Consider the following 23936-nt stretch of genomic DNA (forward strand, 5'->3'; position numbering starts at 1 on the left):
TAAGTATTTTTTCATACTAAAGTCGATTCCGGAAACATAGCGTAAGGATTTCATGAAGATTGTGAGGGGCGATCGCCATCCCCCCAAGTTTTAGGGAAATTTTTTTGTATACGAGAGTCATGTTTTCTGGATTACCCTTCAATGATAGCGGTTACGTTCATAGGCCGTTGGGTTAGCTGGTGGGGCAAAAATGGCATAAGATGCCTGAGAGTCATGCTGGTTTTGATAAAAGATTATGGGTATTTCGCTGGATTTGTCGCTATTAACGGAGATCTTGGGGCAAAATCTGCGGCGATCGCCAGCAGGAGAAGTTAGCGGCGAAGTACGACATATTTCTACTGATACGCGAGAAATCGGGAAAGGGGATATTTTTGTCGCCCTCGTTGGAGAACGATTCGATGGTCATGATTATGTGACAAAAGCTGTCGCTTCTGGGGCGATCGCTGTCATTACAAGCCATGAAATAGATATCGATGTCCCTCAATGGATTGTGGACGATACATTACGGGCATACCAAGATATCGGTTATTGGTGGCGTAAGCAGGTAGATATTCCGATTATTGCGATCACAGGTTCGGTCGGCAAAACCAGCACAAAAGAATTAATCGCGGGTGTTTTGGCGACTCAGGGTAATGTCCTAAAAACTGAAGCAAATTTTAATAATGAAATCGGTGTTCCGAAAACATTACTTAACCTAACGTCGGATCATGATTTTGCCGTAATTGAAATGGCGATGCGGGGCAAAGGCGAAATTGCGCGTTTAGCAGAGATTGCAGTGCCGACGATTGGGATAATTACCAATGTGGGGACGGCGCATATTGGCCGTCTGGGATCTCGACAGGCGATCGCCGAAGCAAAGTGTGAGCTTTTAGAGTTTATGCCCGATACCGGAGTCGCAATCCTCAATGGTGATGATGAACGGTTAATGACAACAGCACAAACAGTTTGGCCTGGTCACACTCTCAGTTATGGCTTAGAAAAGGGTGAACTCCACGGAGAATATGATGCGGGACAAGTGACGGTTGCGACTCAAACGTTTCCTGTGCCATTAGCGGGTAAACACAATGCTTTAAATTATTTGGCAGCGCTTGGAGTGATGCAGGTGCTCAATCTCGGTTGGGAGCAACTCGAACAGGGCGTGAGTCTCTCGATGCCGAAGGGGCGATCACAGCAAATCCAGTTACCGAATGACATTTTGCTCTTTGACGAAACTTACAATGCAGGCGTCGAATCGATGTTGGCAGCTCTAGATCTACTTAAAAGCGCAAAGGGCGATCGCCGGATTGCCGTGCTCGGCACAATGAAAGAGTTGGGGGAATTTGCAGCCGAACTTCACAGCAAAGTGGGGTCTAGGGTTGAAGCGTTACATCTCGATCAATTATTTGTTTTGGCCGATGAACCAGTAGCAGAGGCGATCGCCACAGCAGCTCCTAGTATTCCGAGCCAATGTTTTACCGACCACACATCTTTGATTTCCCACCTCAAACAAGAGCTTAAAGGGGGTGATCGCGTACTGTTCAAAGCCTCCAATTCCGTGGGCTTAAGTCGAGTTGTCCAAGCTTTGCAACAAGGCTAATTTCAAGCTGTCGGTGCAGTATTCACCAGTAAATTTAAAATCTGCGCCCCCACCAAAAATACGAAAAAACCAAAACTCATCAAACTAATAAACAAAACTTGCAGATTGAGGAGCTGAATAGAGCGGCGTAAATCTCGTTGATGGTACTGCCGAATCTGTTTGAAGCTCTGGGGTAATGTACCGGCTTCCTCACCAGTGCGAATCATCTGCGCCACCATGAGCGAGACATGGGGGTGAATGAGCTCCGACAGGGGTTTTCCACGGCGGACTTGGGGTTCAACACGCTGCAAAATTTGTTTGAGGCCAGGGTCAGGGAAATCCCGTTTAAGCCAAGTAAGGGCAGTGCCTAAAGACACACCACAATCAAGGGGCAGTTGCAGATAGCCTAGGTGAATGAGGGTTTGTAGGGCATATAAGTTCTTAAAAGGAGGAAGGGAACGCAGGCGATCGCCCAAAGGTTGCCAATGAATTGCGGCATAGATAAACCCGACTAGTCCCAAGGCTACAAACGTTGCCACGAACCAAAACTGAATACCAGTAACCACACCGCCCAGCAGCAAAAAAATCACCATTGCCCAAGACCACAGCATCCGAAACAATCGCAACACCATGCCACGAATCAAACGGCGGCGCGCAGACATTTCCAGCAATGTTTCTGCTAAATCTTCACAGGCGATCGCCAGAGCACCGCTTTTTTCTGCCATGCCCACCACAGCAATAGCCCAGGGTGAAAACTCTTTAGTCATCGAGCGTAAACTCGAGTGCAGACTTGCGCCACGATCTAACTTCAACGCAATCCGTTGCCACTGTTCCCGACGCTTCCCTTTAGCACTAAGAGATGAGAGCCGAACAGCTTGACCCAAGCCAACCCCAGCTTTTAAGGTTGCCGCTAATTCCCGAAAAAAAACGGCTTGTCGTTGCTCATCCATAACATCTGCCAAAACGAACAACCGTTCGCGGCCATCTGAATCTTTGATATTTCATTAAATGGGTCATCGAATAAGTATTTTTTCTTAGCTTTTTGGCGATCGCCCTACCCATGCCCCTAGGCTAATGCGATAATTAGGATTCGTGACGACCTTTAGTAAAGATTTTTGAGCCGAAAAATTCCATGATTTCAGCCCGGCAACCTATTTTTAAGCGTATTGCTCTCAGTTTCTGTATTGCGCTTATGACAGTGCTTTCAATTTGCGTTTCCCCCGTCTGGGCGGGCATGGATGATGATCGCTATGATGGCAATATTTTTGTACTATACGCAGGCAATGGTTCTCTTGTACCCTCTCGTCTGACGCTGAAGGAAACCTTTGACCGAAAAATCCCTGCAATGATCGTCTTTTATGCCGACGATAGCAGTGATAGTAAGCGTTTTGCCTCAACTGTTTCCGAGGTTCAAGCCTATTACGAGAAAGTGATCAGCATTATTCCCGTTGCGATCGACGCTATTCCTGTAAAAAAAAGCTACGACAAAAACGAAGTGGGGTACTACTACTCCGGGAAAGTTCCTCAAACCGTTATCCTCGGTGCAGATGGCGAGATCTTATTTAATGAAGCTGGTCAATCCGACTTCAATATCATCGACAATATCTTCCGTAAGATTTTCGATCTGCCTCTCCGCGAAGGCGAAAATCTCCTAAAGCCCAGCCGTGCCTTTAATGAATTTAACTCGGGCTACGAAAAACAATAATTATTTTTTGTGATTGATTTTATCCCCTCTTAATCTATTGTTGATGCGATAGAACCAGCTCTTCGGAACTGGTTCTTTTTTTATCTAAATAAAGTCAAGGCGATCGCCTTTTTAAGGAAAGTCTCTGACATTCGTGAAGATCTTAAGCAAGAAAATACTGGGGAGAAACTAAGCAGAGATGAATATTTTGGAGATTTTTCAGCGCAAAATTGGTTCTCAAAAGATCTTGATTTTGTCTGTGATTAGTCTATGGGCGATCGCCTATGTGATTGGGTTAGGCAGTCCAGCTCTGGGCAACCCCAGTCTCATTATTACCTCGCTACCCATTGCTGTTTTAATGGGTTGGATGCTCATTCCAGAAAATTTTCTCCACAATGTCACCGGACTCACCCACGAAGTTACGCCTCAATGGTTCCACTTCATTTACTTTTTTGGGTACTGGGCTGCGTTAATCGGTTTGCATATTGCCCTATTTCAAACGCGCCGTTGGGTTCTTTTAGTTTTATTGGCGATCGCCATACTGACATCAACTTATGGCTGTTCGGAGTTTGTTGTTGGTGGCTTTGATGAAATGGGATAAAGCGTAGCTATTCAAAGATTACAGACATTAAAGAAATAACGACTTTTTAAGGAAATTCAGTCTCTATCATGAAGCATCGAGACAGCATCGTATGGAGAAAGGAAGCGTAATATGAATCGGTCTAATATTTTTCAATATAAAATTTCTTCTCAGAAAATTCTAATTGCAGCTGTGCTCGGATTGTGGGCGATCGCCCTCAGTCTCTCCTTCGGTAATTTCTTGTGGGCAATCAAATCAGAAGTCACACTTGCAGACATCCCAAATTTATTAATTGGTATGTCAATTGGTCTGCTACATCACTTTCCTGTCTATAGAAAGATCATCAAAAGAAACTTCATATAGCAATTTCTAGTCGAGTGAGGTGCAATAGCAGCAATGTGTAAACCAGCATCGAATATCATCAAGGGTAATCTTGGAAAAAGCTACCTCAATTGCCTTGTCTAGAGCTAGATAAGTTCTTGCCCCGATACTTTTCAAGGTACTTTTCAACTTTGACCAGCAATTTTCAATGGGTGAAAAATCTGGAGAATAGGGAGGAAGGTAAATCAACTTAGCTCCCACGGCCTCAATCATTGTGCGTACTGACTCTCCTAAATGAATCGAACAGTTATCCATCACCACACATGCTCCCGCCCATAAGTTTGGTATTAACTTCTGGCTGATGAATGCTTCAAAGGTTAATCCATCCGTACTCCCCAGCAGATGATAATTAGCGACCATTCCCTTGAAGCCTAATGCTCCAATCAAAGAAACATTCTTGCCTCGTTTACTGGATTTCGGACTATAAGCTCGTTTCCCTTTCTCAGAACGTGCCCTCAGTCTTGTCATGGCTAAGTTCACGCCCGATTCATCGATAAAAATCAAGTTTTTCGCTAGAGTCGCTTGCATTTTCTGCCAAAAATCATATCTGGCTTGTTGCACTCGTTTTGTCGCCTTAAGGTCTGGATAGAATGTTTTTTTTGAGGCTATATCCCATTCTTCTTAAGGTGCGATGCATGGTGCTATTGGCCACACGGAGACCAGTGCGTTTCTCCATCTCATCACATAGTTCCGCTAGCGTCGCATCGTTTTTCTTGGTGAGCAACTGGCGCAATATTGTTTGATGCTCTTCGTTTAATTTGGGAGGTGTTTGTTGGCTTCGTTTTTTCGGAGCAATCGACCCTGTCAGTCGTTTTTGGTCGAGGAGCTTTTGTACAAAACTTTTCGCCACTCCAAATTGTCGGGCAAGACTACTTTGACTCACACCACCCCTTTCGTAGGCATCCACTATTTTCTGTCTTAAGTCTAATGAGTAGGCTTTCGGCAAGATGCTACTTTCTTCCTCACCAGTCAACTCACCTATACTACTTCATACACCTTGCTAGGCTGAAATTTGCTGTATTCCTCTCAGGCAATTTTTTAAATAATATAATTAGCGTTATTTCTGAATCTATTTCTATTTGGATTCACCTTATTTTTCTACCCATCTACTGGATCAGTTTGACAATCCTACATCTGTTTATTTTCCAAAAACGAACCTTATATCTTTTATCATTACTCGCTGCGATACTTTTAATTTCAAATTATGGTTTCGCTGCTTTTATAGATAACATTTCGCTCGATATATGTGAATGATTTCATTCAACAGAGATCATCAATACTATTGCCATCTTCAATCCTTTTTTATTACAAAAATGTGGTTCTCTTCATCTTCTTCACCAATAAAAATCAGATCGAAGACATTTTATAAACAGCTCAAAAGAATAACTCAACAATTATCAACAGCTTTACTCTTTGCGGCTAGTGCGCTAATTGTCATTTTATTTTCCTCTGGAGTGAGCATCGCCACTTACCCGAAAGTGAATTATCAGGGAACTTATGATTGCGCCATTGTCCTTGGGGCAGCAGTGGATGTCTCAAAACCCACACCAGTTTTTGAAGCTCGACTGAAACATGGCATTGATCTATACCACCGCAATATTGTTAGGAATCTGATTTTCACTGGGGGATTAGGGGATGGCGATCACCTATCTGAAGGTGAAACGGGCGCTATTTATGCCGCAAATAATGGCATTTCCCAAAATAAGATCTTTTTCGAACAACAATCTAAAACTACGCCGCAAAATCTGATTGAAGCCCAAAAAGTGATGGCGAAAAATAATCTAAATACAGCCATTATCGTGTCCGATCACTTTCATTTGCAACGTAGTTTTATGGTGGCTCATTGGCTCGGTATTAAAGCCGGAACTTCTGCAACTCCTTACTCAAGATATCGCTCGTGGAAAACAAAATTCCCATTCCTATTACGAGAAGTTTATTTCTCAATTCAGTTCAAACTTTTTCATTGGTAAAGAAGAGCTTTTTCTGCTGAATCGAACTTTCTTTTTAACTTTGAGAAAGACGTTTTACTTCTGCTGAACCTAAAATGTCATGAGCTTCTTTCAACAATTGCGGGATTTTATCGCGATGGGGACTGAGATGTAGAACCTCTGTCAAATTATACTCAGCAAGTTTATCGGCTTTACGGCCAGGAAACCAATGGCCGCCATTGCCCATCAAGTTATAACGCGCTTGTCCATATTCGATCATGTCGTAGGCGATCGCCAGATTTCTGAGCCACAAAATCATCGGTACATTAATACCGCCGGGAGTATCTTCATGCTTGGGTAAACCGACTTTCCAAGTTTTTACCCAATCCTCCCCAAGGGTGGCGATCGCCTGATTTTCTAAACGCACCAAAATTTCTGGCAAAATCAGCTCAGCCTGATCCAGCAGCGGTAAAACTTCTAAATGCTCATCAAAATCACTGGGACGAGCAGCCCCCAAACTCAATGTATGAACCTGCGGGTGAGATAGACAAAACAAATCATTAAACACCATCGGGTGCAATGGCTTACACAGATCAGTCAATGTTTGCGTTGGCGTATGGAGATGCCCACCCTTATCCGATGGGCTAATAATAAACACGCCCATATCTTGACGCGTCGCTGCTTCAATGGCTGGCCAATTGTCCTGATTAATCCAGTACCAATGCAGATTTACGTAGTCGAGTTCACCCGTTTCAATTGCTTTGACAATAATGTCCGTTGGGCCATGAGTTGAGAAGCCCACATGACGGATACGCCCTTGTTTCTGTAATTCTCGCACCACTTCAATACAGCCATGCTTAAACGTAAAGTCAAACGTTTCTTGGTTATTAATGCCGTGGATGCCAAATAGATCAATGTAATCTAGCTGCAAATAATCTAGGGACTTTTCGATACTCCGACGAAATTCCTTTGGGTCAGCTTTTGGGGAGCCTTTCGTTTGGATAATCATTTTCTCGCGGGGAAATTGCGAGAGCACCCAACCCAGCTGCATTTCGGATGTGCCATAACCCCGTGCCGTTTCGATATGGTTAATGCCGAGGTCAAGCGATCGCCGAATCACAGCAGCCAGATTTTTTTGATTGTCATCAGGAATATCTGCGGGGGGCTGATCCTGCCATTTGAACTGGTAGCGCATCCCACCACAGGAGAAGACAGGCATTTGCAGTTCGGTACGACCAAAACGACGATATTGCATAGATCTGAAAATTCATCTAAAAAAGCACTTCTTCAGAATAACGAAAACTTTTAGTCACTGATATGCAAACGTTCATCAGTCTTTGCACCACCAGAACGTAGAACACCGCCCTGACTTTTTGTATAATCAATCAACTCTTCTCGAAGAAATAAGCCTGTATCTTTTGTCGGTAATGTGTCGAGTTTCATCACAGCCAGTTTTTGTTCTTGGGCAGCAGTTTCCCAGTGACTTGCAGGTTGGCGTAAAAAGCTATGGCTCACGATCGTAAAAGTCTGATCTAGCTGTTCTTGAAGAGAACACCCATTCACAGAAACTTCTGCAATCTGGGTACTGTGGCGATCGCCGCCCCGAATAATCTTGTAGCGAATTTGCTCACTGAATTGAATAAATCCCCGTTCAATATGAGGCTCCCGGCGACGATTGGCACGACGCGCATTATCCAATAAAAATTGCTGAAGTTGTTTACCCGTGAGCTGAAACAAACTTAGGGTATCGGAATAGGGCATCAACGCAAACCAATCTGAATACATCAATGGTCTCGCAGGCAAACCTGTACTGAGCACCGTTGCATCGGTCATCGCAAAATCAACGTCATATCCCTGTTTTTTGACCTGGGCGAGCATCCCCGCTGTCACAAAATTGGCGATCGCCAACTCCCGGCTCGCAAAATCATTCAATACAGCATCAATCGCAAGATCTGGGTGAGTTTCCACTTTTCCGAGTGGTTGGGTTAACTTCTGCTCTAGCGAACCCAAAATTGGCGCAATATGCTCTTCTTCAAAAGACTGGTCAATCGGTAAATCTGACGTTGCTGTTAATTTGGCATTTGTCACTGTCACCGTTTGCTGATCCTGGAGGGTAATGGTCAGCTCACCAAGAAAACGCCCCATCGATCCCGCCTGCATAATCGGAATCCCATTAACAATATTATTTGGACTTAACCCACTTTCATTCAAAATATGGTGAGTATGGCCTCCGATAATTGCATCCACAGCGCCATAGGGTAAAGCTTCAGCTAGTTGGCGATCGCCATATCCTTCCATAGCAGCACTCGTCGCGTGAAGATCGTAGCCAAGATGACTCAATACAATAAGCACATGGCAATAAGGACGCAGCACAGGTAGTAAATTATTCACGACTTCAACTGGATCTGCGAACTTCAGCAGCCTCGCCTCTGCACTCTTCATCTGAGCCGCTGTTGTTAATCCAATAATGCCAACCCGTACCCCTTTCACATCCACTAAAGCTGACGGATAAACCCATGGTTTTAAAGTCGGTGGTACATGGAGATTCGCTGATAAGACGGGAAATTTTTTCGAGCGCTCAATAATATGGCTGAGAGTTTGAATCCCTAAATCAAGATCATGATTACCTAACGCTGCCGCATCTACCCCAAGATCTTGGTAAAGCTCATAAGGATGATGTTGTTCTGCCATGAGAATATCGAAGGGCGTACCAACCATGTCATCACCCGCCGATAGGAGGAGAGCGCCCGCTTGAGGATTATTCCGATATTTCTGCTGTTGATTTTTATATCGGGACACGATGCGCGAAAAAACGGGTGTATTCCCGGTAGATGTGAGGTGACTAATCCGTCCATGTAAATCGTTAAAATGAAGGATTTTCAGGCGGAAAGGCGTATGAACAGGCAAACTTGTTGCAGTCGGAATTTGATAACGACTTGAGATATTATTTTCGACTTCAATGCCAGTGGTTGGACGAGTGGCATCACCTCGAAACACAAATCTTTGGCGTTGAGTGCAGGGAGCCTGGAATGGACAAGAGGCTATGGTCAGGGTATTGGGATGGTCAGAACCAAGAAATCCTTGCTCATGGGCAGCCTGAAGATCTCGCTGACTATTTTTTTCGTTTAACGCCATACCATTCCCTTTATTAGTGCTGAAATCGACTAAATATTTTGCGGCAAGAACACAGATAGATTCTTTGAAAGTCTATTTCCTGAAGCTTTGCATGGTTCTTTAATGGCAACGTTAAGGTGATGTTGTTATTTCGTGAATTTTTGCAAATGGTGAGTGCTTTCGTGATCTAATAGCAAGGTTAAAGACAAAAAAGACACGACTATAGTCGTGTCTCAAAATGATTTATCTAAATTTGAATGATTAGAAATTTAATTGCGCAATGAAAGTTCTAGTCATCTTTCATGGAGTCGAGCCAACCTTTAAGTTGTTCGCCAGCAATGTCTTTGCCACCGAAACCAAAAGCAAGGGCGATCGCCACAGCGATACCACCAGCAAGGAGACCAAACGCAAGGTTAACAATATTTGTCGCAATACCCATTTGCTCAAGGGCCATTGCACCAACGAGAGTCAGAATAATGATGCGAGCTGCCTGACCAAGAATCTTAGACTGACGAGTACCTGAAGACGAAAGCGCACGGAAGGAAATATTGGAGAAGTAGAGACCTAAAGCAAAGATCAATAACGCAACCAATACCTGTCCGGCGATCGCTAGAAGAATACCAACAACAGAAGTTAACGCCTCGATTTCAAGTACATCAACCGCAGTGAGTGTTGCGATCAAAAGAATAACGACGAGAGAAACAGTACCCATGACCTGAGAAGGTGTTTTCGCGGGTTTGCCGTCTTCGCTATTCGCCGGAGTCGCACCGATCATGCTGTCTAGACCCAACCAAGTGAGGACATTATCAAAACCAAAACCAGTTAAGACACTTGTCACCAATTCAGAAACATAATCACCAACAACATAAGCAAAGGTGAGGATAATTGACGCACCGAGAATCTTCGGTAAGAGCATCAATACTTGATCCAACATGGCGATCGCCGGAGTTGAAATTGCCTCGATTTGGGCAACCTCAAATGCGGAAATAGCAACAGGGATCAAGACCAATACGTAAGCGATTGTGCCAAGAATCCAAGAGAGAGACTGACGACCATCAGTACCAGTCAAACCGAACTTCGCACCAAAAGCATCAGCACCAGTAGCCTTAAGCAGATTGGTAACGAGGCGGCGGACGATCTGGGCAATAAACCAACCCACAACGCCGATTAGAACTGCGGCAAATAGGTCAGGAAGGATGAGTAGAACTTCATCAACCAAACCTTGTAGGGGAGAGAGAGTACTCTCTAGACCAAGGGTCTCAAGAATAGGTGTAAGGAAGAAGAAGAAAACGAACCAGTAGAGCGCATTACCAATCGTTTCAGTAACACCAACATCTTCTTTACCATCGCCATCGAGATCAACCATTTCTTGGTTGAGTCGCTTATCAAGGTCAAAACTACCGAGACCTTTAATGACGATAAGCCTTGCAATTGTTGCAACAAGCCACGCTACACCAAGCCACAATGCTGCTCCAAAAAGCTGCGGAACGAAGTTGGTTACTTCGCTGAGGAGCTCGTTGAGGGGAGTGTAAACAGCATCAAGCTTAAGGGTTTCAAGAACCGCAACAATCGTAAACAGAATGACAAACCAAAAGGCAGCACCCGCAGCCCATTTTTCAATGGGGAGGTCTGACTTTTCGCCTGCGCCAGTCACCCAGCCTGCAATTTTGTTGTCTATATCGGTTTTATTTAATAATCCTTGGATAATGGATTTGACAATTAGTGCCACAATCCAGCCCACCACCAAAATGGCGATCGCCTTCACAATATTAATAGCGTCTTCACCGAGGAGGTTTTGTAGCTCGGTAGGAAGCGCTTGGAACGCGACTAGTTGAGAATGGGGGATTGATGTTGGCACAAAAGAAAGGGATTCAATCATCTGTGACATCGTTGTTTATCAACTCAAAATTCGAGTGTTCAATTCAAAAAAAGTTATGGCTCAGAGACATAGGTACACCTACGTATCATTACCACAAACCTAACGATACAAAGAAGCAGGAGATTATTCACCAGTCAAAAGTCTAAATGTCTGAAATTCGCTATATTTTGTGTCGTAACTTAAGGAAAATCCATTTTGTCGGTTAAACATCAAGCATTTATGGACGTTTTTGAGCAATCAATTCAGATTAGGGCCAGTGCAACCTGCATTGAAGAATGTTTCACCGATCTTCCGACAATGCACCGTTGGCTCAATCCAATGCTGCGCTGTGAGCCGATTGGAGAGGAGTGGAGTACGGATTTGGATAGTCGCAGTCGATTCTGGTTGCGGATTCCTTTCGTCAATCTTGTGTTAAATAATCGAGTGGTCAAACGGGAACCGGGTTTAATTGTGTGGCAATTTTCTGGTTTTTTTCAGGGGCGCGATCGCTGGGAATGTTTACCGAATGAGACAGGGACACAACTTGTCAACCGCTTTCAGTTTGAAATTCCCAATCCGATAATTCGGTGGGGCTTTAATGTATTTGCGGCTCGCCTCACAAAAAAAGATATGAAGGCTCAACTACGACGGATTAAAACAATCGCCGAGGCAAATCAACCTTAGGTGGCGAATGGTCAGCCTAGGTTTCTGAAAACGTTTAAGATAAAGTCAGCAATATAATTCTTTGAATGTGAATGTATAGTCTCGATCTCACTCTGAAATATAGCCCCATGCCCGTTTCTGTCCAACGTAAGGAAGAGGAGGCTGCAAAAGCACTTTACCAATCTGTATTAGATACGATGAAAGCTGGAACTGCCACTGTCATCGAATTAACTTGTGAGAAGGATGAGGATAAAAAAGTTGCATTCCTGAGCGATCAGATCAGTGCCGTTATTCTCAATAAGCGTAGTGGTGCAGCGGCTTCCGGTCGGACTCCAGGCTTCTTTGCCACCCAAGGCGCAGAATAATTTTTTTTAATTTTATTCTGGGAGGCTTACCAAGCGTAGGTCTCTTTTTGTTTTATTTTTATTTTCTCTCTTTTTGCTTTAGCCCATGACTATGCCGGCGATCGCCGTTCAGAATCTCAACTTTAGTTGGCAACCAGACCGTAAAATTCTTGACCACTGTAATCTCGATGTTCCTAAGGGTGAATTTTGGATGTTGCTCGGCGCGAATGGTAGCGGCAAATCGACATTATTGCGTATCTTAGCGGGCCTATTAAAGCCAATATCTGGGGAAGTTGAACTCAGTCAACCTTTAGGGTTTGTCTTCCAAAATCCCGACCACCAACTCGTTATGCCTACCGTGGGTGCAGATGTTGCTTTTGGATTGGTCGCCGAAAAATTATCGATTAAAGCAACAAAAGAGCGCGTCTCTGAAGCATTAAGTGCTGTCGGACTACAGGCTTTTGCGCGCCGCCCCATTTATGCCCTCAGCGGTGGTCAAAAACAACGGGTTGCCATCGCCGGGGCGATCGCCCGCCATTGTGAAGTGCTGCTTCTCGACGAACCAACTGCATTATTAGATAGCGACACCCAACTCGATTTGGTCAGACAAGTACGTACCCTCGTAAAAGAACGGGGTATGACAGCTTTATGGGTAACCCATCGCCTCGATGAACTGGACTATAGCGATGGTGCTTTTTTGCTCGAAAATGGTCGTGTCGTTGAGAAAGGCGACCCTCAAAAATTAAAACACCGTCTCCAAGCCGCTGTTCATTAAATCAATCACCAAGTTTTTTAGCAGAATTTTTTTATAGTTTCCTTATGCATCTTCGGCTCCGCAAACTCCACCCCGACGCAATTATTCCCCAATATCAACATGAGGGAGATGCAGGAATGGATCTCCATGCCATCGAATCCATGGAGATCGCCCCCCACACCACAGCACTAATCAAAACCGGATTATCCGCAGAAATCCCTCCCACTACCGAACTCCAAATTCGACCCCGCAGTGGCCTCGCCCTCAAACACAGCATTACTGTGCTCAATACTCCCGGCACCATCGACTCCAACTATCGCGGTGAAATTGGTGTGATTTTGATTAATCATGGCACCGAAACATTTCAGGTCACCCCTGGTATGCGCATTGCCCAAATGGTGATGAACCCGATCATTCGCGCCGAAATTACAGAAGTCAACGAACTCTCAGAAACAACGAGAAGTACGGGTGGGTTCGGTTCTACGGGGCGGTAAATCATCAAAACTCTAAGTTAAATTAGATTAATAGCGCAGGTGGCAATAGGTTGCGGACAGACCAATGAACTTATCTTTATTTTTGGGTGTAATCTTCGGGAGCATTGGCTCATTTGCTATTCTCCAAACCCTCCATAAAAAAGAGGTTATTAAGCTCAAGCGATATTTCTCAAATCAGCAAGAAACCTACACCGAAGAATTACAGCAAAAAGCAGAATCATATGATCAGCTCATCAACGATCAAGAAGCTTGTTACATTGCAGAGATACACCAGCTAGAGCAACACCTCAAGCAACAAACAAAAGCAAAAGAAGAGCTCGCACGCCAGCTCAAACAAGTTCAATCCCATGAAGAATTAGTCAGTGGTCAACAAGAAAATCAAACTGCCGAAATACAGTCGCTACAGCTGCAACTTCATCAAGAAATAGCAGAGAAAGAAAATATCTTATTGCAACTAGAAAAAGAAAAAGAGAAAACTCAAGCTCGCCAAAGAGAACTCAGAAAAAGCAATAAAGATATTGACGAAATTCTTGAAGCACTAGAACAAGACCAAAAAATCATCCTTGAAAATAAAGACCTCGAAATCCTTACATTACAGGAACAGAATAGAGATCTAGCCATTAATCTGGAGCAATTAAAAGTCGAATTATTCACCCTAAAACAAAATCGTCAATCTAACGCTTCAGGAAGTGGCAATGCGGAAGATTCTGGCTGGACAACAGATCAAATTACAGAGCTTCTGAAAAGCTTATTTCCCGACATCGTTTTATTGCGCGACTCCATTGCTATCTTGACTTCACAACCCGAAAATCTCGTAAAGCTCATTACAGCCATTAAGGATATTTACGATGGGCATCCCTACTCCCCAACGAAAGTACGGGCAACGGATAAAAAATGGACAGAATGTCGTGTACCTCACATTAATTTGATGCGGATTTATTTCCAGAAGTGCAAAAAAGAATCAGGCTATCAAATTTTAATTTCACCCAAGAAAAATCAAAAAAGCCAAGATCAAGATTATGAATGGCTCAAAGGTCATCAGGCTTGTTAGGACTCCACTAATGTTGTCTCAATGGTGACTTGTTCTGATAGAAAACGATGCACTGGACAGCGATCGCCAATTTCTCTGAGACGTTCTTTTTGGGCAGTATCTAAATCCCCTTCAATGGTTAATTCAGCGCGAACTACAGACTTCTTATCTTTTGAGCCTTGATAATCAATCTGAACATCAACTTTTTCGAGCAGCCATTTTTTTCGTTCCGCATACATCCGAATCGTAATTGCCTTACAGGAAGCCAATCCTGCTAAAACGTATTCCATCGGAGTGGGGCCTTTGTCATTACCACCAATACTTTCGGGTTCATCTGCAATCAGCTTAAAATTTCGGATCTGAACGTCTTGTCCGTAGCGATCGCCGTTAGAAGAAACATTTACGGTTGCCATAGTGAATCTGCTCCAAATGTTTGTGAGTATCCGAGTGGATGAACTTTAGGACAGGTGCCCAGTTTTTACATAGATGATGCAACCTTCATCACTAAAGGGTGTGTGAATGCTGTTGGGTGGATTACGGAGCCAAGTTCCTTTGGGATAAATACCTTGCTCATCGGCAAATGTCCCTTCGAGCACCAAAATTTCTTCGCCGCCCCAATGTCGATGGGTTTGAAATTTTGTACCGGGTTCCCATTTCACTAGGGCAACATTTTCAGTGCCATGGGCATGGAGTGGCAAAACACTTAAGCCTTGAACCATACCGGGCAGCCAGTGTTCAGTATTTGTATTAATCGCTTTCTGTTGATCGTCTTCTGGGGACATTTGCCAGAGCTTCACGAAAATAGTACAGCCATCTTTGCTGAAGGGGGCATGACTCGAATCAACAGGATTACGGACATAGGTACCTGCGGAATAATCGCCATGTTCATCGGAGAACGTTCCTTCGACGACAAAAAATTCTTCACCACCGCCATGGGTATGGGCAGTAAAATAACTACCAGGTTCATATTTCACAAGAGATGTTGCTCGTGCAACTTCTGCTCCATCTCGATCTAACATCCGCCTCCGCACGCCTTGCATGGGTGAATCTTGCCAATCTAGTTGATTTGTTTCTAAAACGACTCGTTGATTAAAATCTGCGTTAATTTTCATGATTTTCTGAATCCAATTGGCCTGAAATTGTGAATCTAATTGTGCAAGGGCATTCCGCGAATCCCCCTATTGTCTTGAATCTAGCTTTAGTTGTATTGATTACGTCCGGCCATTACACCGCCATCCACATCCCAAATTGCACCTGTGACCCATGCTGCTTTTTCTGAGAGTAAAAAGGCGATCGCCTGAGCGACGTCATCGGAAGTTCCCACTCGCCCGATGGGATGAAAAGTATTAAAGCCCTGGAGAGCATCATGGACTTGCTCTTTGGGAATAAAGCCTTCGTAAATGGGGGTTTCGACAACGGCAGGGGAAACCGCATTTACTCGGATTTTATGTTCGGCTAACTCCATCGCGAGGTTTTGGGTGAGAGAATGTAATCCAGCTTTTGCCATCGAATATGCAGACGAAGGAGTCGCTTGCACAGCTTGCTTTGCCCACATCGAACCGACATTAACAATGGCTCCAGCAGTCTTTTGATTCACAATATTTTTGGCGATCGCCTGAGTGACAAAAAAGGTAGCTTTGTTGAGATCGAGATACAGATCATAGTCGGCCTCCTCATACTCTAAAAATGATTTTGGCAGAAATACTCCAGCCGCATTAACAAGCAAAGTCGCATCGGCATGGTTTTGCTGGAGATTTTCAAGGAGAGCTTGGCGATCGCCAGGATTAACGATATCGGCCTGAATGCCAATCGCTTGGCCATATTTCGAGAGGTCGGCGATCGCATTATCCAGTTTTTCTCGATTGCGACCAATAATTACCGCGACACCACCTTGCTCGACAACAAGCTTGGCTGTGGCCTTGCCCATACCGCTTGTACCACCGACAACGATTAGTTTTTGATTTGCGAATTCTTGAGACATAACAAAAACCTCTTTTTTGATTTATTACCTACTAGAAGGTAGATGGATGTATAAAAAAAATATCTGAATTTCTAAAGCGCTATTAAAAAGCTCGAAAAATTCAGTATTGGAGAGAAAACTTAGCTGCCAATAATGGTCTGACGATGTTGTCAAAGGTTTCGGCTGGGTTCGCTGAAGAACGAGCAATAAGCTGTGAGCCTTGCAATAAAGCAATTAGGCCTTTTGCTTCCGCCTGTGCTGAAGGACGACAAGCCCAAAGTCTATTGCTTTCGCCTTTTTGAAGTAATTCGGTCAGCCAAGTTTCAGTTTCTTGAAAAAAAGCTTGAATCTCTTCTTTGGTCGCCTCGGGCAAAACCGCAAAGTCAGCGGACAACATGGCGCACAGACAAATTTGTTTTTTGTCGAGGCCATCTCGATACAAACCCACAAATTGCATGAGCCGAATATCAAGGCGCTCTGAATAGTGAGAAATCCAATCACAATCGCGACTCATATTCGCTCGGTAACGCTGGACAAGCGATCGCACGAGGTCATCTTTTGACGCGAAATGGTAGTGGATACTCGCCTTCCGAATACCGACTTCCGCCGCAATATCGGCATAACTAAAGGCGCTATAGCCACGGTTACGCACCATATCTTGGGCAACATCGAGTATTTTGAGAGCTGTTTTATTCTCCATAAATCCATTGTTTACCATCTAGTAGGTAAATGTCAACAAGCTGAATGAATTGATTGGGCGATCGCCATGGTGTTCGTATTTCTCAATCTTGAACTCCGAAAATTTTGCCTAAAACAAAAAAACCTCCCGAGAACAAATTCTCAAGAGGTTATCAATATTCAAAATCACTATACTTATCGAACAACTAAATTACAGCTCAAGATTAGGAGAGCTCAGTAATATTGATGACAATGCTTCCACCTTTAGTCAAAGACTTAATAGCCTGTGACATCTGACTGTAGCTAACTACACGTTCTTGCTTAGAACGCTTTGCTAAGCTGGCAGAAGACTTGGAGCTAGAGTAAGCTATGCGGAAACGCTTGCCAGAGTTACCATAGTTTGCTCCATTACCAGTCAGCAGTGGCTGAATTGCAGTGGCTGTATTTGCGGCAATTGATGTGATCAACTGTGCATCTCTTCCACTGTCATTCGTTGCTGAACCTCGAAGCAGTGAGAACATACGATTGAAGCTGTCATTGCTTAAACCAGTCTGAGTTTTAATGCCACGGGGACTAGGAACAACATTCTCACCAAAGTTGGAGAGATATTCGTTGCTACTGAGATATGAATCAATCTCTGCATCGTATCCCTCTGTGTTATAGAGAATGACATGCTCTCTAATCTCATCTTGGCTCTGAGGTGCACGCCCCAAAAGATGCTTGAAATTTAATTCAATAAAGCGATATTGGGATGAAGAATAAAAGAAAAGCGATTTATAAAGTTCAGACTGGGCTACCGATCGAACAAATTCGCGGACTGTTATATCACCATTGCGAAGCAATGCTTCTGCACTAGCAAAATTCTCAGTTTCCATGAGATGCTGATTGCCTAAGACTTGCTTATAAACAGCATTGACAACTTGCTGTAAATCACTCTCTGGTGCATTAGGCCGCAATTCTAAGGGAGAGCCTTCAAAAGCGTCTAAACCAAGAGTTGCAGAATTATTTAGATTTCCCACAGGTTTTCTCCGTATAAGGTTACAGTGCGAGAAAAAGCGTCAAGCATTTATTTCTCCTCGTACTTTATAAATTAATGAGTTAGTGAAAAAAATTCGTAAAATCAGAGAATTATAGTGTGTACTGTTTCCAGGAAACTACAAGCTTCTCTTGGCTATGAACAGTATCGAAAGACTTTTTGAAATACTTTAATTCCTTGGGACTAAGCAATATAACTTTACACAAAAAACAATGAGTCTTGTATCTAAAAGCACAGCAGTAATGGGTTCCACAAGCAGACTTCAGACCTTAAGCGCAAGTATATAATGTTTGAGACAATTCATTAGGCAAATCAATTACAAGTAGCTTAAATATCTCTTTCAAAATCCACTGCATTGAGAAAAACGCTCTGCTTTTCATAGGTTTATTAGGTTATATACATTACTTATCAGTTAAACGGATATAGTCTCATGATTACTAATACAAGACAGAGGTAATCGAAGAAAGCAAATTTAGTGACATCGCGATTACTATTAAAAATAAAAATTTCGGCAAAATCTTTGATATCAAAGATCGCGATAACTGTCTTGGGAATTAGCAATTGGTGGGTATTTATCCATGAGGCAGAATAAGAGATTTAGGTCTTGACTCAAGCAATATCAACAAACAAAAAACGAATTTTTAGGTTGTTCAATACAGCCTCTGGAAAGGGACTTTCAAGAAGTTGAGGCTCTAATTTTTCATATGGTGTAAATCTTATGTGAGAGGCGCGATTCGTTATTTAATCCAGACAAGTTATCTCTCCAGATTCTTGGGCGATCGTCCAAGAATCTGTGTATTCCAGTTTTTCTAGGGGTATTGCTGCTGGCACCAGACGCCCTGAATCCCAATATTTTTCTGTACTTGCCCGTTTCGATCACTATCTCTGCGCTGGTTGCCATTACCCAAAGCTTTTTTGCCATCGAGCTGAGTAGTCAACCAAAGCTTTACCCAATTCTCTTCCGCAATATAAAAATGGCTAAATCATTGGCAGCCCATTCCCTCCATTCCCTATCCTTCTATGAACGAGGATTTTTGGTAGTGGTGTCTGTGGGAATCTGCCCAATTACTTCGCTACTATTGTTGCTCTCTGTGCCACCGCCAAGTGATTGGCAAAATCTATACTTTGCGTTGGTAGTGCGATTAATTGGCATCGGATTTGGGTTTATCAGTGTATGGGTGTTGGGGCGTACTGTCGTGGAACCTGTGATGGCTCTCAAAAAAGCGCCACAGTCTTTGTGAGTAGTTTGCGATAGAGAATTTTTCCGTTATGGCAACGGTCAACAGGCATTTTTCTAATGAAGTGAATTTCGTGGGGTTGAGGGAGTAATTCTTGTAATTCTTGTGGTGCAGGTCGCGTTTTTCGAGTAACAGGCTCAATAAAGATCAGATTTTTCCCTGCATAGTGAATTGCTGCGGCACGCTTTACTTGCGGATGTTGTTGTAAAAATGTTTCGAGCACAAACGGATAAAGCTGTGAACTCTCAGCGTTACGGCATTCATCACAGCGTCCCACTAACAAAAGTTGATTGTTTTCGTCGAAATACCCCGCGTCTCCGGTACGATGCCAAATGGTTTCGCCGACTTGGATTTTTGTGTGGCGATCGCCTGCCCCTTGGAGATAGCTATTGAGGACATGGTCTCCGGCAACGACGATTTCACCGACTTGGTTTGGGGCAAGGCAAATGGCTTTAAACCAATATGAGCTATAGCTAGAAGCCGAGTTTTGCAGCGGTAAGACTTTGACTTGAATATCAGGGATGGGTTGACCGACACATAATCCTTTTTGGGTTGGAGAAAGTTGATGTTGGGCGTGAGACAGAATACTAATCGGCTCAGCTTCAGTAGAGCCATAGAGAATATGAATACTGGCAGCGGGCATGAATTGCTGTAATCGGCGAAGAAGCCTGGGCATAATCGGCGCACCACCACTAAAAATTTGCCGCACTGATGGCAGCGCAATATTTTTCCTCTGGCACTCATCTAATAGCCGTTCTAAAAATGCAGGTGAAGCAAGAATGCTTGTAGGTTGTTTGCGTTGAATTTGCCGAATGATTGGTTTGGGGGCGATCACCGCAGGTTTTTGCAGTTTCCCTTGAGGGATAATCGTGGTTCGTCCAGATGCAAGATTAACGAGGGCAAAAATCGGCAGATGAGTTAACTCAATTTGCTGGGGTTTGGGTTGTAAATACTTTGCAAGGATTTGATATTGCTTCAGTAGAAAGCCATGGCTGCGGACGGCGGCTTTGGGGTTGCCTGTGCTGCCACTAGTAAAGGTAAGTAGGGCAGGATGTTCCGGCTCACAATCGATAATTTTTGATTTTGGTTGCCAGCAGCGACTTGTCCACCAAATATTGGCGGTGGGGAAAGGCATATCGAGCGTTAGTTTGTGAGGGATGCGTCGTAAGCTTGGCGATCGCCTCAATAGGGTAAAAGCGAAACTTGGCGCAATCATTGCTTTGGGTTTGCAAAGGTCACAACATTGCTGAAACTGTTTTGCTGTGGCACTCGGTTCGATAAACAATGCTAATAATCCCAATCGCCATAACGCGCCGAGGATGATGTATAGTTCTGCCGACATAGGGCAAAATACCAACACAGCATCGCCTTTTTTTAAGCCGTATTGCTCTAGAAATGCGGCCCCGCGTGCCGAACGTTCCACTAAAGTGGCAAAGCTCGTCCGTTTATTGTGCCCTTCGATAATCGCAGTGACTGTCGGCTGGGCGATCGCCTGTTGTTCGAGTAGAGTAAACAGATTCATAATGTTTTACCGAACAGAGCATAACGTCGAAAAAGCTCGCCGTGGTTGCGAGTCATGTTGTCACACAACCCGCCAGATTGGATTAAGGCATAAACTGCTTCTTGAAAGCCCATTTGCATCGATTTTTCGCGGATCTTTTCTAATAAAAGTATTCCCAAACCTGAATATTTTCTCTCAGGCAAAATCCCTAATGTTTTAAAAATAACTCGAGCATTATTTCTCTGATTTGGATTGAGAAGATCTGGGATGGCTAAAATAAAACCAACAATTTTAGTCTGATTTTCTGCGATGAGAATAAGCTCAGGAATAATATATTTCTCTAATCCCAAGTATTGCTCAATAAAATCTTTTTTTGAAATTTGACTATAGAGAAAATGAGACTGAAAACTTTGATGGACAACTGGATAGAGATTTTCTAACTCTTGTTCTAAATTAGCAATATCTAAATGCCGAATTGTAATTCCTAGCTTGGATAATCTTACTGCAATTCTGGGCGATCGCCGATCCGTTGTTTGTAAGTCAGCCACTCGTCGAGAATGATAACTTGAAACCACCTCAAACCCTTCTTGCGTGAAGACTTGAGGATTGAGAGTTTGGTAGGGCGATTCCAGAAAAAATGGTGGACTATTATCTGTCTCTGTAACCACCCGATATCTTTGCCAAGTATTGCCATCTATCGGGGCGATCGCCAATTTACAGCCTTGTTTTTTTAATTCTGCGCATCCGTGACGCAATAGAGCAGAAAATTCTTCTTGATTGGTAGCTGAAATATCGCCTAAATAACCAACTTTTTGATTGTTGAGCTTGGATGTGTTTTGCCACCAGAGAGAATAGGAACCCAAAGTTTGGCGATCGCTATTTTGTATCACCCAATGAGCATCCGAACCTAACTGATTAGTTTGTTTAAAAGTAAAAGAATTTCTGGGATAAATAGTAACAACCACAGTGTTTGGATTTCTTCTATAAATGACAGTTACAGAAGCTCAGGAAATAGGATGATTCACCTGAATGCTAGCATTTAGCTATAGAAAGTAACGGCGGTTTTTCATAAGTTTATTTGTGGTTATAGTTTTGAGTCTAAAGATGTGTGATTGTCTTTAAAGCTAACGAAATAAGAAGAGAATACTGTCACTAAATCGATCGAGTGTGGGTTTTCTCAGGAATAGTGCATTTGGCGGCGTAAGAAAGATCTATCTGCCGAATATCCACCGTGCTCACCATGCCAGAAACTCCTGAACATCTCAGTAATCAACCCGACAAGCTCCAACTGAAGCAGTTATTATCCGAACGCAATCAATATCCCGATAGAACAGAGAAAATCGACGAAAAGATTTGGGAGTTGTTTGGTCGCGAAGTTGCGATTCTTGTGTTGGATATGTCTGGCTTTTCCCGAATTTCTGCTAAATATGGCATTATTCATTTCCTCGCTATGATTCATCAGATGGAACAGGCTTCATGTCCAGCGGTGATAGAAAACGGCGGTCAAGTTATTAAGCAAGAAGCCGACAACTTATTTGCGATTTTTCCGCATCCGACCAGAGCTTTAGAAGCTGCCCTTGATATTTGTCGGGCGTTTGATGCGATGAATGATGTGTCCCCAGAAGAACGGCATGTCTATGGTTGTATCGGTATTGGCTATGGCAAAACGCTAATTATTGATGAGAAAGATTTGTTTGGTGCAGAGATGAATATCACTTGCAAGCTAGGGGAAGATCTCGCGGAGAAAAAAGAGATATTGATTACGGCGGATGCCTATAGGGCTTTACCCAATGACCGATATGCTTGCACACCTAAGTCTTTTTCGATTAGTGGTATGGACTTACAGGGTTATCGTTTTCAGGAATGTCTCTATCCGAACATTAAGGCTGAATAAGGGTTTCCACCAATTTCATTTTTGATCTGCCTACACTGGAATTAAGGCATTCAAAGGTGATCAGATGAAAATTGGTGTACCAAAAGAAATCAAGGATCAAGAATTTCGGGTTGGCCTAAGCCCCAGCAGTGTAGATGTTTTGGTGAAAGCTGGACATGAGGTTTATGTAGAGCATCAAGCTGGTCTCGGTTCTGGTTTTACGGATGAGGATTATCAAAAGATTGGGGCAAAGCTTGTTCCTGATCCGGCATCGGCTTGGTCGCAGGAGTTAGTGATTAAGGTAAAAGAGCCTTTGTCCAGTGAATACAATTTTCTCTACGAAGGCCAACTGTTATTTACCTATCTCCATCTCGCTGCACAACGAGAACTGACTGAGCGGTTAATTGAATCCGGCACGACGGCGATCGCCTATGAAACGGTGATGGATGAACAGGGTCGATTGCCATTATTAGCGCCAATGAGCATTATCGCTGGAAGGCTGGCTGTGCAGTTTGGAGCGCGATATTTAGAAAAACAGCAAGGTGGTAAAGGAGTTTTGCTTGGTGGAGTACCAGGTGTTGCGGCTGGTCGAGTGATGATTCTCGGAGGTGGCAATGTTGGTACTGAAGCGGCAAAGATGGCGATCGGCCTGGGGGCAGAGGTACAGATTCTTGATATTAATGTTGACCGCTTGAGTTATCTCGAAACGCTCTTTGGGTCAAGGGTTTCGCTACTCTATAGCAATCCTGCCAATATTCAGAAACATATTAAAGAAGCCAATTTAGTAATTGGGGCAGTGCTTATTCCGGGGAGACGTGCGCCGATTTTGGTCTCGCGGGATTTGGTGAAAACAATGCAACCAGGTTCTGTGATTGTTGATGTGGCAGTGGATCAAGGGGGCTGTATTGAAACGCTTCATGTCACTTCCCATAGTCATCCCACCTATACCGAGGAGGATGTTGTGCATGTCGGTATTCCCAATATGCCCGGTGCTGTGCCTTGGACGGCAACTCAAGCGCTCAACAACAGCACTTTGCCCTATGTCCTACAGCTTGCAAATGAAGGATACGAGGCGATCGCCAAAAACAAAGCTCTATTTTATGGTTTAAATGTGGACAAAAATACTGTGGTACATTCTTCTCTCCAAGATCTATTTTTTTGATTTAACTTGAACTAAAAGATTTTTTCTTGATATTCATTGAATTTTGAACAGTGAGAAAAAATTTTTTTTTAATAAAAAAAGCCTCTGTTATTCCAAAGAAAAC

25 protein-coding genes are annotated in these 23936 nt (G+C 43.5%); 12 read left to right on the forward strand and 13 right to left on the reverse strand.

The genetic code is table 11. From position 1 onward, the window contains the following. The first annotated feature begins 235 nt into the window (after positions 1-235). Positions 236-1576 (forward strand): UDP-N-acetylmuramoyl-tripeptide--D-alanyl-D-alanine ligase, encoded by a 1341-nt coding sequence (gene murF, locus LEPTO7376_RS15365; RefSeq protein ID WP_015135077.1) that lies wholly within the window; start codon positions 236-238, stop codon positions 1574-1576. Positions 1577-1578: 2 nt separating this feature from the next. On the opposite strand, the gene LEPTO7376_RS15370 is transcribed toward murF, so the two are convergent. Continuing rightward, on the reverse strand, positions 1579-2505 hold the full coding sequence (locus LEPTO7376_RS15370) for a type II secretion system F family protein (RefSeq protein ID WP_015135078.1): 927 nt from the start codon (positions 2503-2505) through the stop codon (positions 1579-1581). A gap of 182 nt (positions 2506-2687) precedes the next feature. On the opposite strand from LEPTO7376_RS15370, the gene LEPTO7376_RS15375 reads away from it, so the two are divergent. Next, a complete protein-coding gene (locus tag LEPTO7376_RS15375; RefSeq protein ID WP_015135079.1) occupies positions 2688-3260 on the forward strand; it encodes a thylakoid membrane photosystem I accumulation factor in 573 nt (190 codons plus the stop codon). A gap of 178 nt (positions 3261-3438) precedes the next feature. Next, entirely contained in the window at positions 3439-3840 is a 402-nt protein-coding gene (locus LEPTO7376_RS15380; protein WP_015135080.1) for a hypothetical protein, read from the forward strand. 348 nt (positions 3841-4188) lie between these two features. Here the strand turns inward: LEPTO7376_RS15380 and LEPTO7376_RS27700 are convergent, their stop codons facing one another. Both LEPTO7376_RS27700 and LEPTO7376_RS27705 read right to left on the reverse strand, forming a co-directional pair. Beyond that, positions 4189-4761, reverse strand: a complete 573-nt coding sequence (locus LEPTO7376_RS27700) for an IS630 family transposase (RefSeq protein ID WP_041763060.1) — start codon at positions 4759-4761, stop codon at positions 4189-4191. 13 nt (positions 4762-4774) lie between these two features. Further along, entirely contained in the window at positions 4775-5173 is a 399-nt protein-coding gene (locus tag LEPTO7376_RS27705; RefSeq protein ID WP_225901096.1) for a transposase, read from the reverse strand. 340 nt (positions 5174-5513) lie between these two features. Here LEPTO7376_RS27705 and LEPTO7376_RS15400 point away from each other — a divergent pair, with 340 nt between their 5' ends. Further along, a complete protein-coding gene (locus LEPTO7376_RS15400; RefSeq protein ID WP_015135082.1) occupies positions 5514-6170 on the forward strand; it encodes a YdcF family protein in 657 nt (218 codons plus the stop codon). A gap of 34 nt (positions 6171-6204) precedes the next feature. On the opposite strand, the gene LEPTO7376_RS15405 is transcribed toward LEPTO7376_RS15400, so the two are convergent. The 3 genes from LEPTO7376_RS15405 to LEPTO7376_RS15415 all read right to left on the reverse strand — a co-directional run bounded on the left by LEPTO7376_RS15405 (position 6205) and on the right by LEPTO7376_RS15415 (position 11130). Continuing rightward, positions 6205-7383 (reverse strand): aldo/keto reductase, encoded by a 1179-nt coding sequence (locus tag LEPTO7376_RS15405; protein ID WP_015135083.1) that lies wholly within the window; start codon positions 7381-7383, stop codon positions 6205-6207. 50 nt (positions 7384-7433) lie between these two features. Continuing rightward, complete coding sequence (locus LEPTO7376_RS15410) at positions 7434-9263, reverse strand: bifunctional UDP-sugar hydrolase/5'-nucleotidase (RefSeq protein WP_015135084.1); 1830 nt, start codon at positions 9261-9263, stop codon at positions 7434-7436. Positions 9264-9531: 268 nt separating this feature from the next. Next, entirely contained in the window at positions 9532-11130 is a 1599-nt protein-coding gene (locus LEPTO7376_RS15415) for a mechanosensitive ion channel (protein WP_015135085.1), read from the reverse strand. A gap of 210 nt (positions 11131-11340) precedes the next feature. On the opposite strand from LEPTO7376_RS15415, the gene LEPTO7376_RS15420 reads away from it, so the two are divergent. From LEPTO7376_RS15420 to LEPTO7376_RS15440, 5 genes are all read left to right on the forward strand, one after another. Further along, a complete protein-coding gene (locus tag LEPTO7376_RS15420; protein ID WP_041763714.1) occupies positions 11341-11784 on the forward strand; it encodes an SRPBCC family protein in 444 nt (147 codons plus the stop codon). A 71-nt stretch (positions 11785-11855) separates the two neighbouring features. Continuing rightward, positions 11856-12128, forward strand: coding sequence for a hypothetical protein (locus LEPTO7376_RS15425; RefSeq protein ID WP_015135087.1), 273 nt, complete (start codon positions 11856-11858; stop codon positions 12126-12128). Positions 12129-12213: 85 nt separating this feature from the next. After that, positions 12214-12882: an energy-coupling factor ABC transporter ATP-binding protein gene (locus tag LEPTO7376_RS15430; RefSeq protein ID WP_015135088.1), complete on the forward strand. Its 669-nt coding sequence runs from the start codon at positions 12214-12216 to the stop codon at positions 12880-12882. Between the two features lie 44 nt (positions 12883-12926). Further along, on the forward strand, positions 12927-13355 hold the full coding sequence (gene dut, locus LEPTO7376_RS15435) for a dUTP diphosphatase (protein ID WP_015135089.1): 429 nt from the start codon (positions 12927-12929) through the stop codon (positions 13353-13355). A 64-nt stretch (positions 13356-13419) separates the two neighbouring features. Further along, on the forward strand, positions 13420-14406 hold the full coding sequence (locus LEPTO7376_RS15440) for a hypothetical protein (RefSeq protein WP_015135090.1): 987 nt from the start codon (positions 13420-13422) through the stop codon (positions 14404-14406). Here the strand turns inward: LEPTO7376_RS15440 and LEPTO7376_RS15445 are convergent. The 5 genes from LEPTO7376_RS15445 to LEPTO7376_RS15465 form a co-directional block, all read right to left on the reverse strand. After that, a complete protein-coding gene (locus tag LEPTO7376_RS15445) occupies positions 14403-14798 on the reverse strand; it encodes an OsmC family protein (protein WP_015135091.1) in 396 nt (131 codons plus the stop codon). The two genes, LEPTO7376_RS15440 and LEPTO7376_RS15445, sit on opposite strands and share 4 nt — an antisense overlap. Positions 14799-14843: 45 nt before the next feature. Continuing rightward, positions 14844-15497 carry a cupin domain-containing protein gene (locus LEPTO7376_RS15450; protein ID WP_015135092.1) on the reverse strand — a complete coding sequence of 218 codons (654 nt, stop codon included), beginning with the start codon at positions 15495-15497 and terminating at the stop codon, positions 14844-14846. An 86-nt stretch (positions 15498-15583) separates the two neighbouring features. After that, the gene (locus LEPTO7376_RS15455; RefSeq protein WP_015135093.1) at positions 15584-16366 is read right to left on the reverse strand and encodes an SDR family NAD(P)-dependent oxidoreductase; all 783 of its coding nucleotides are present in this window, start codon (positions 16364-16366) and stop codon (positions 15584-15586) included. A 100-nt stretch (positions 16367-16466) separates the two neighbouring features. Then, the gene (locus LEPTO7376_RS15460; RefSeq protein WP_015135094.1) at positions 16467-17045 is read right to left on the reverse strand and encodes a TetR/AcrR family transcriptional regulator; all 579 of its coding nucleotides are present in this window, start codon (positions 17043-17045) and stop codon (positions 16467-16469) included. A gap of 202 nt (positions 17046-17247) precedes the next feature. Further along, positions 17248-18042 (reverse strand): phycobilisome rod-core linker polypeptide, encoded by a 795-nt coding sequence (locus LEPTO7376_RS15465; RefSeq protein WP_015135095.1) that lies wholly within the window; start codon positions 18040-18042, stop codon positions 17248-17250. A gap of 835 nt (positions 18043-18877) precedes the next feature. Here LEPTO7376_RS15465 and LEPTO7376_RS15470 point away from each other — a divergent pair. After that, complete coding sequence (locus LEPTO7376_RS15470) at positions 18878-19300, forward strand: hypothetical protein (protein WP_041763717.1); 423 nt, start codon at positions 18878-18880, stop codon at positions 19298-19300. Here LEPTO7376_RS15470 and LEPTO7376_RS15475 read toward each other — a convergent pair. Beyond that, a complete protein-coding gene (locus tag LEPTO7376_RS15475; protein ID WP_015135097.1) occupies positions 19275-20819 on the reverse strand; it encodes an AMP-binding protein in 1545 nt (514 codons plus the stop codon). The genes LEPTO7376_RS15470 and LEPTO7376_RS15475 overlap by 26 nt on opposite strands. Continuing rightward, on the reverse strand, positions 20816-21763 hold the full coding sequence (locus LEPTO7376_RS15480) for a hypothetical protein (protein ID WP_015135098.1): 948 nt from the start codon (positions 21761-21763) through the stop codon (positions 20816-20818). Before LEPTO7376_RS15480 ends, LEPTO7376_RS15475 begins: the two co-directional genes overlap by 4 nt. A 275-nt stretch (positions 21764-22038) precedes the next feature. On the opposite strand from LEPTO7376_RS15480, the gene LEPTO7376_RS15485 reads away from it, so the two are divergent. Continuing rightward, positions 22039-22692 carry an adenylate/guanylate cyclase domain-containing protein gene (locus LEPTO7376_RS15485; protein WP_015135099.1) on the forward strand — a complete coding sequence of 218 codons (654 nt, stop codon included), beginning with the start codon at positions 22039-22041 and terminating at the stop codon, positions 22690-22692. Positions 22693-22756: 64 nt separating this feature from the next. Then, positions 22757-23833, forward strand: a complete 1077-nt coding sequence (gene ald, locus LEPTO7376_RS15490; protein WP_015135100.1) for an alanine dehydrogenase — start codon at positions 22757-22759, stop codon at positions 23831-23833. The last annotated feature ends 103 nt before the right edge of the window (positions 23834-23936 follow it).

The sequence above is a fragment of the [Leptolyngbya] sp. PCC 7376 genome (assembly GCF_000316605.1).
In the GTDB taxonomy this organism is placed as follows: Bacteria; Cyanobacteriota; Cyanobacteriia; order Cyanobacteriales; family MRBY01; genus MRBY01.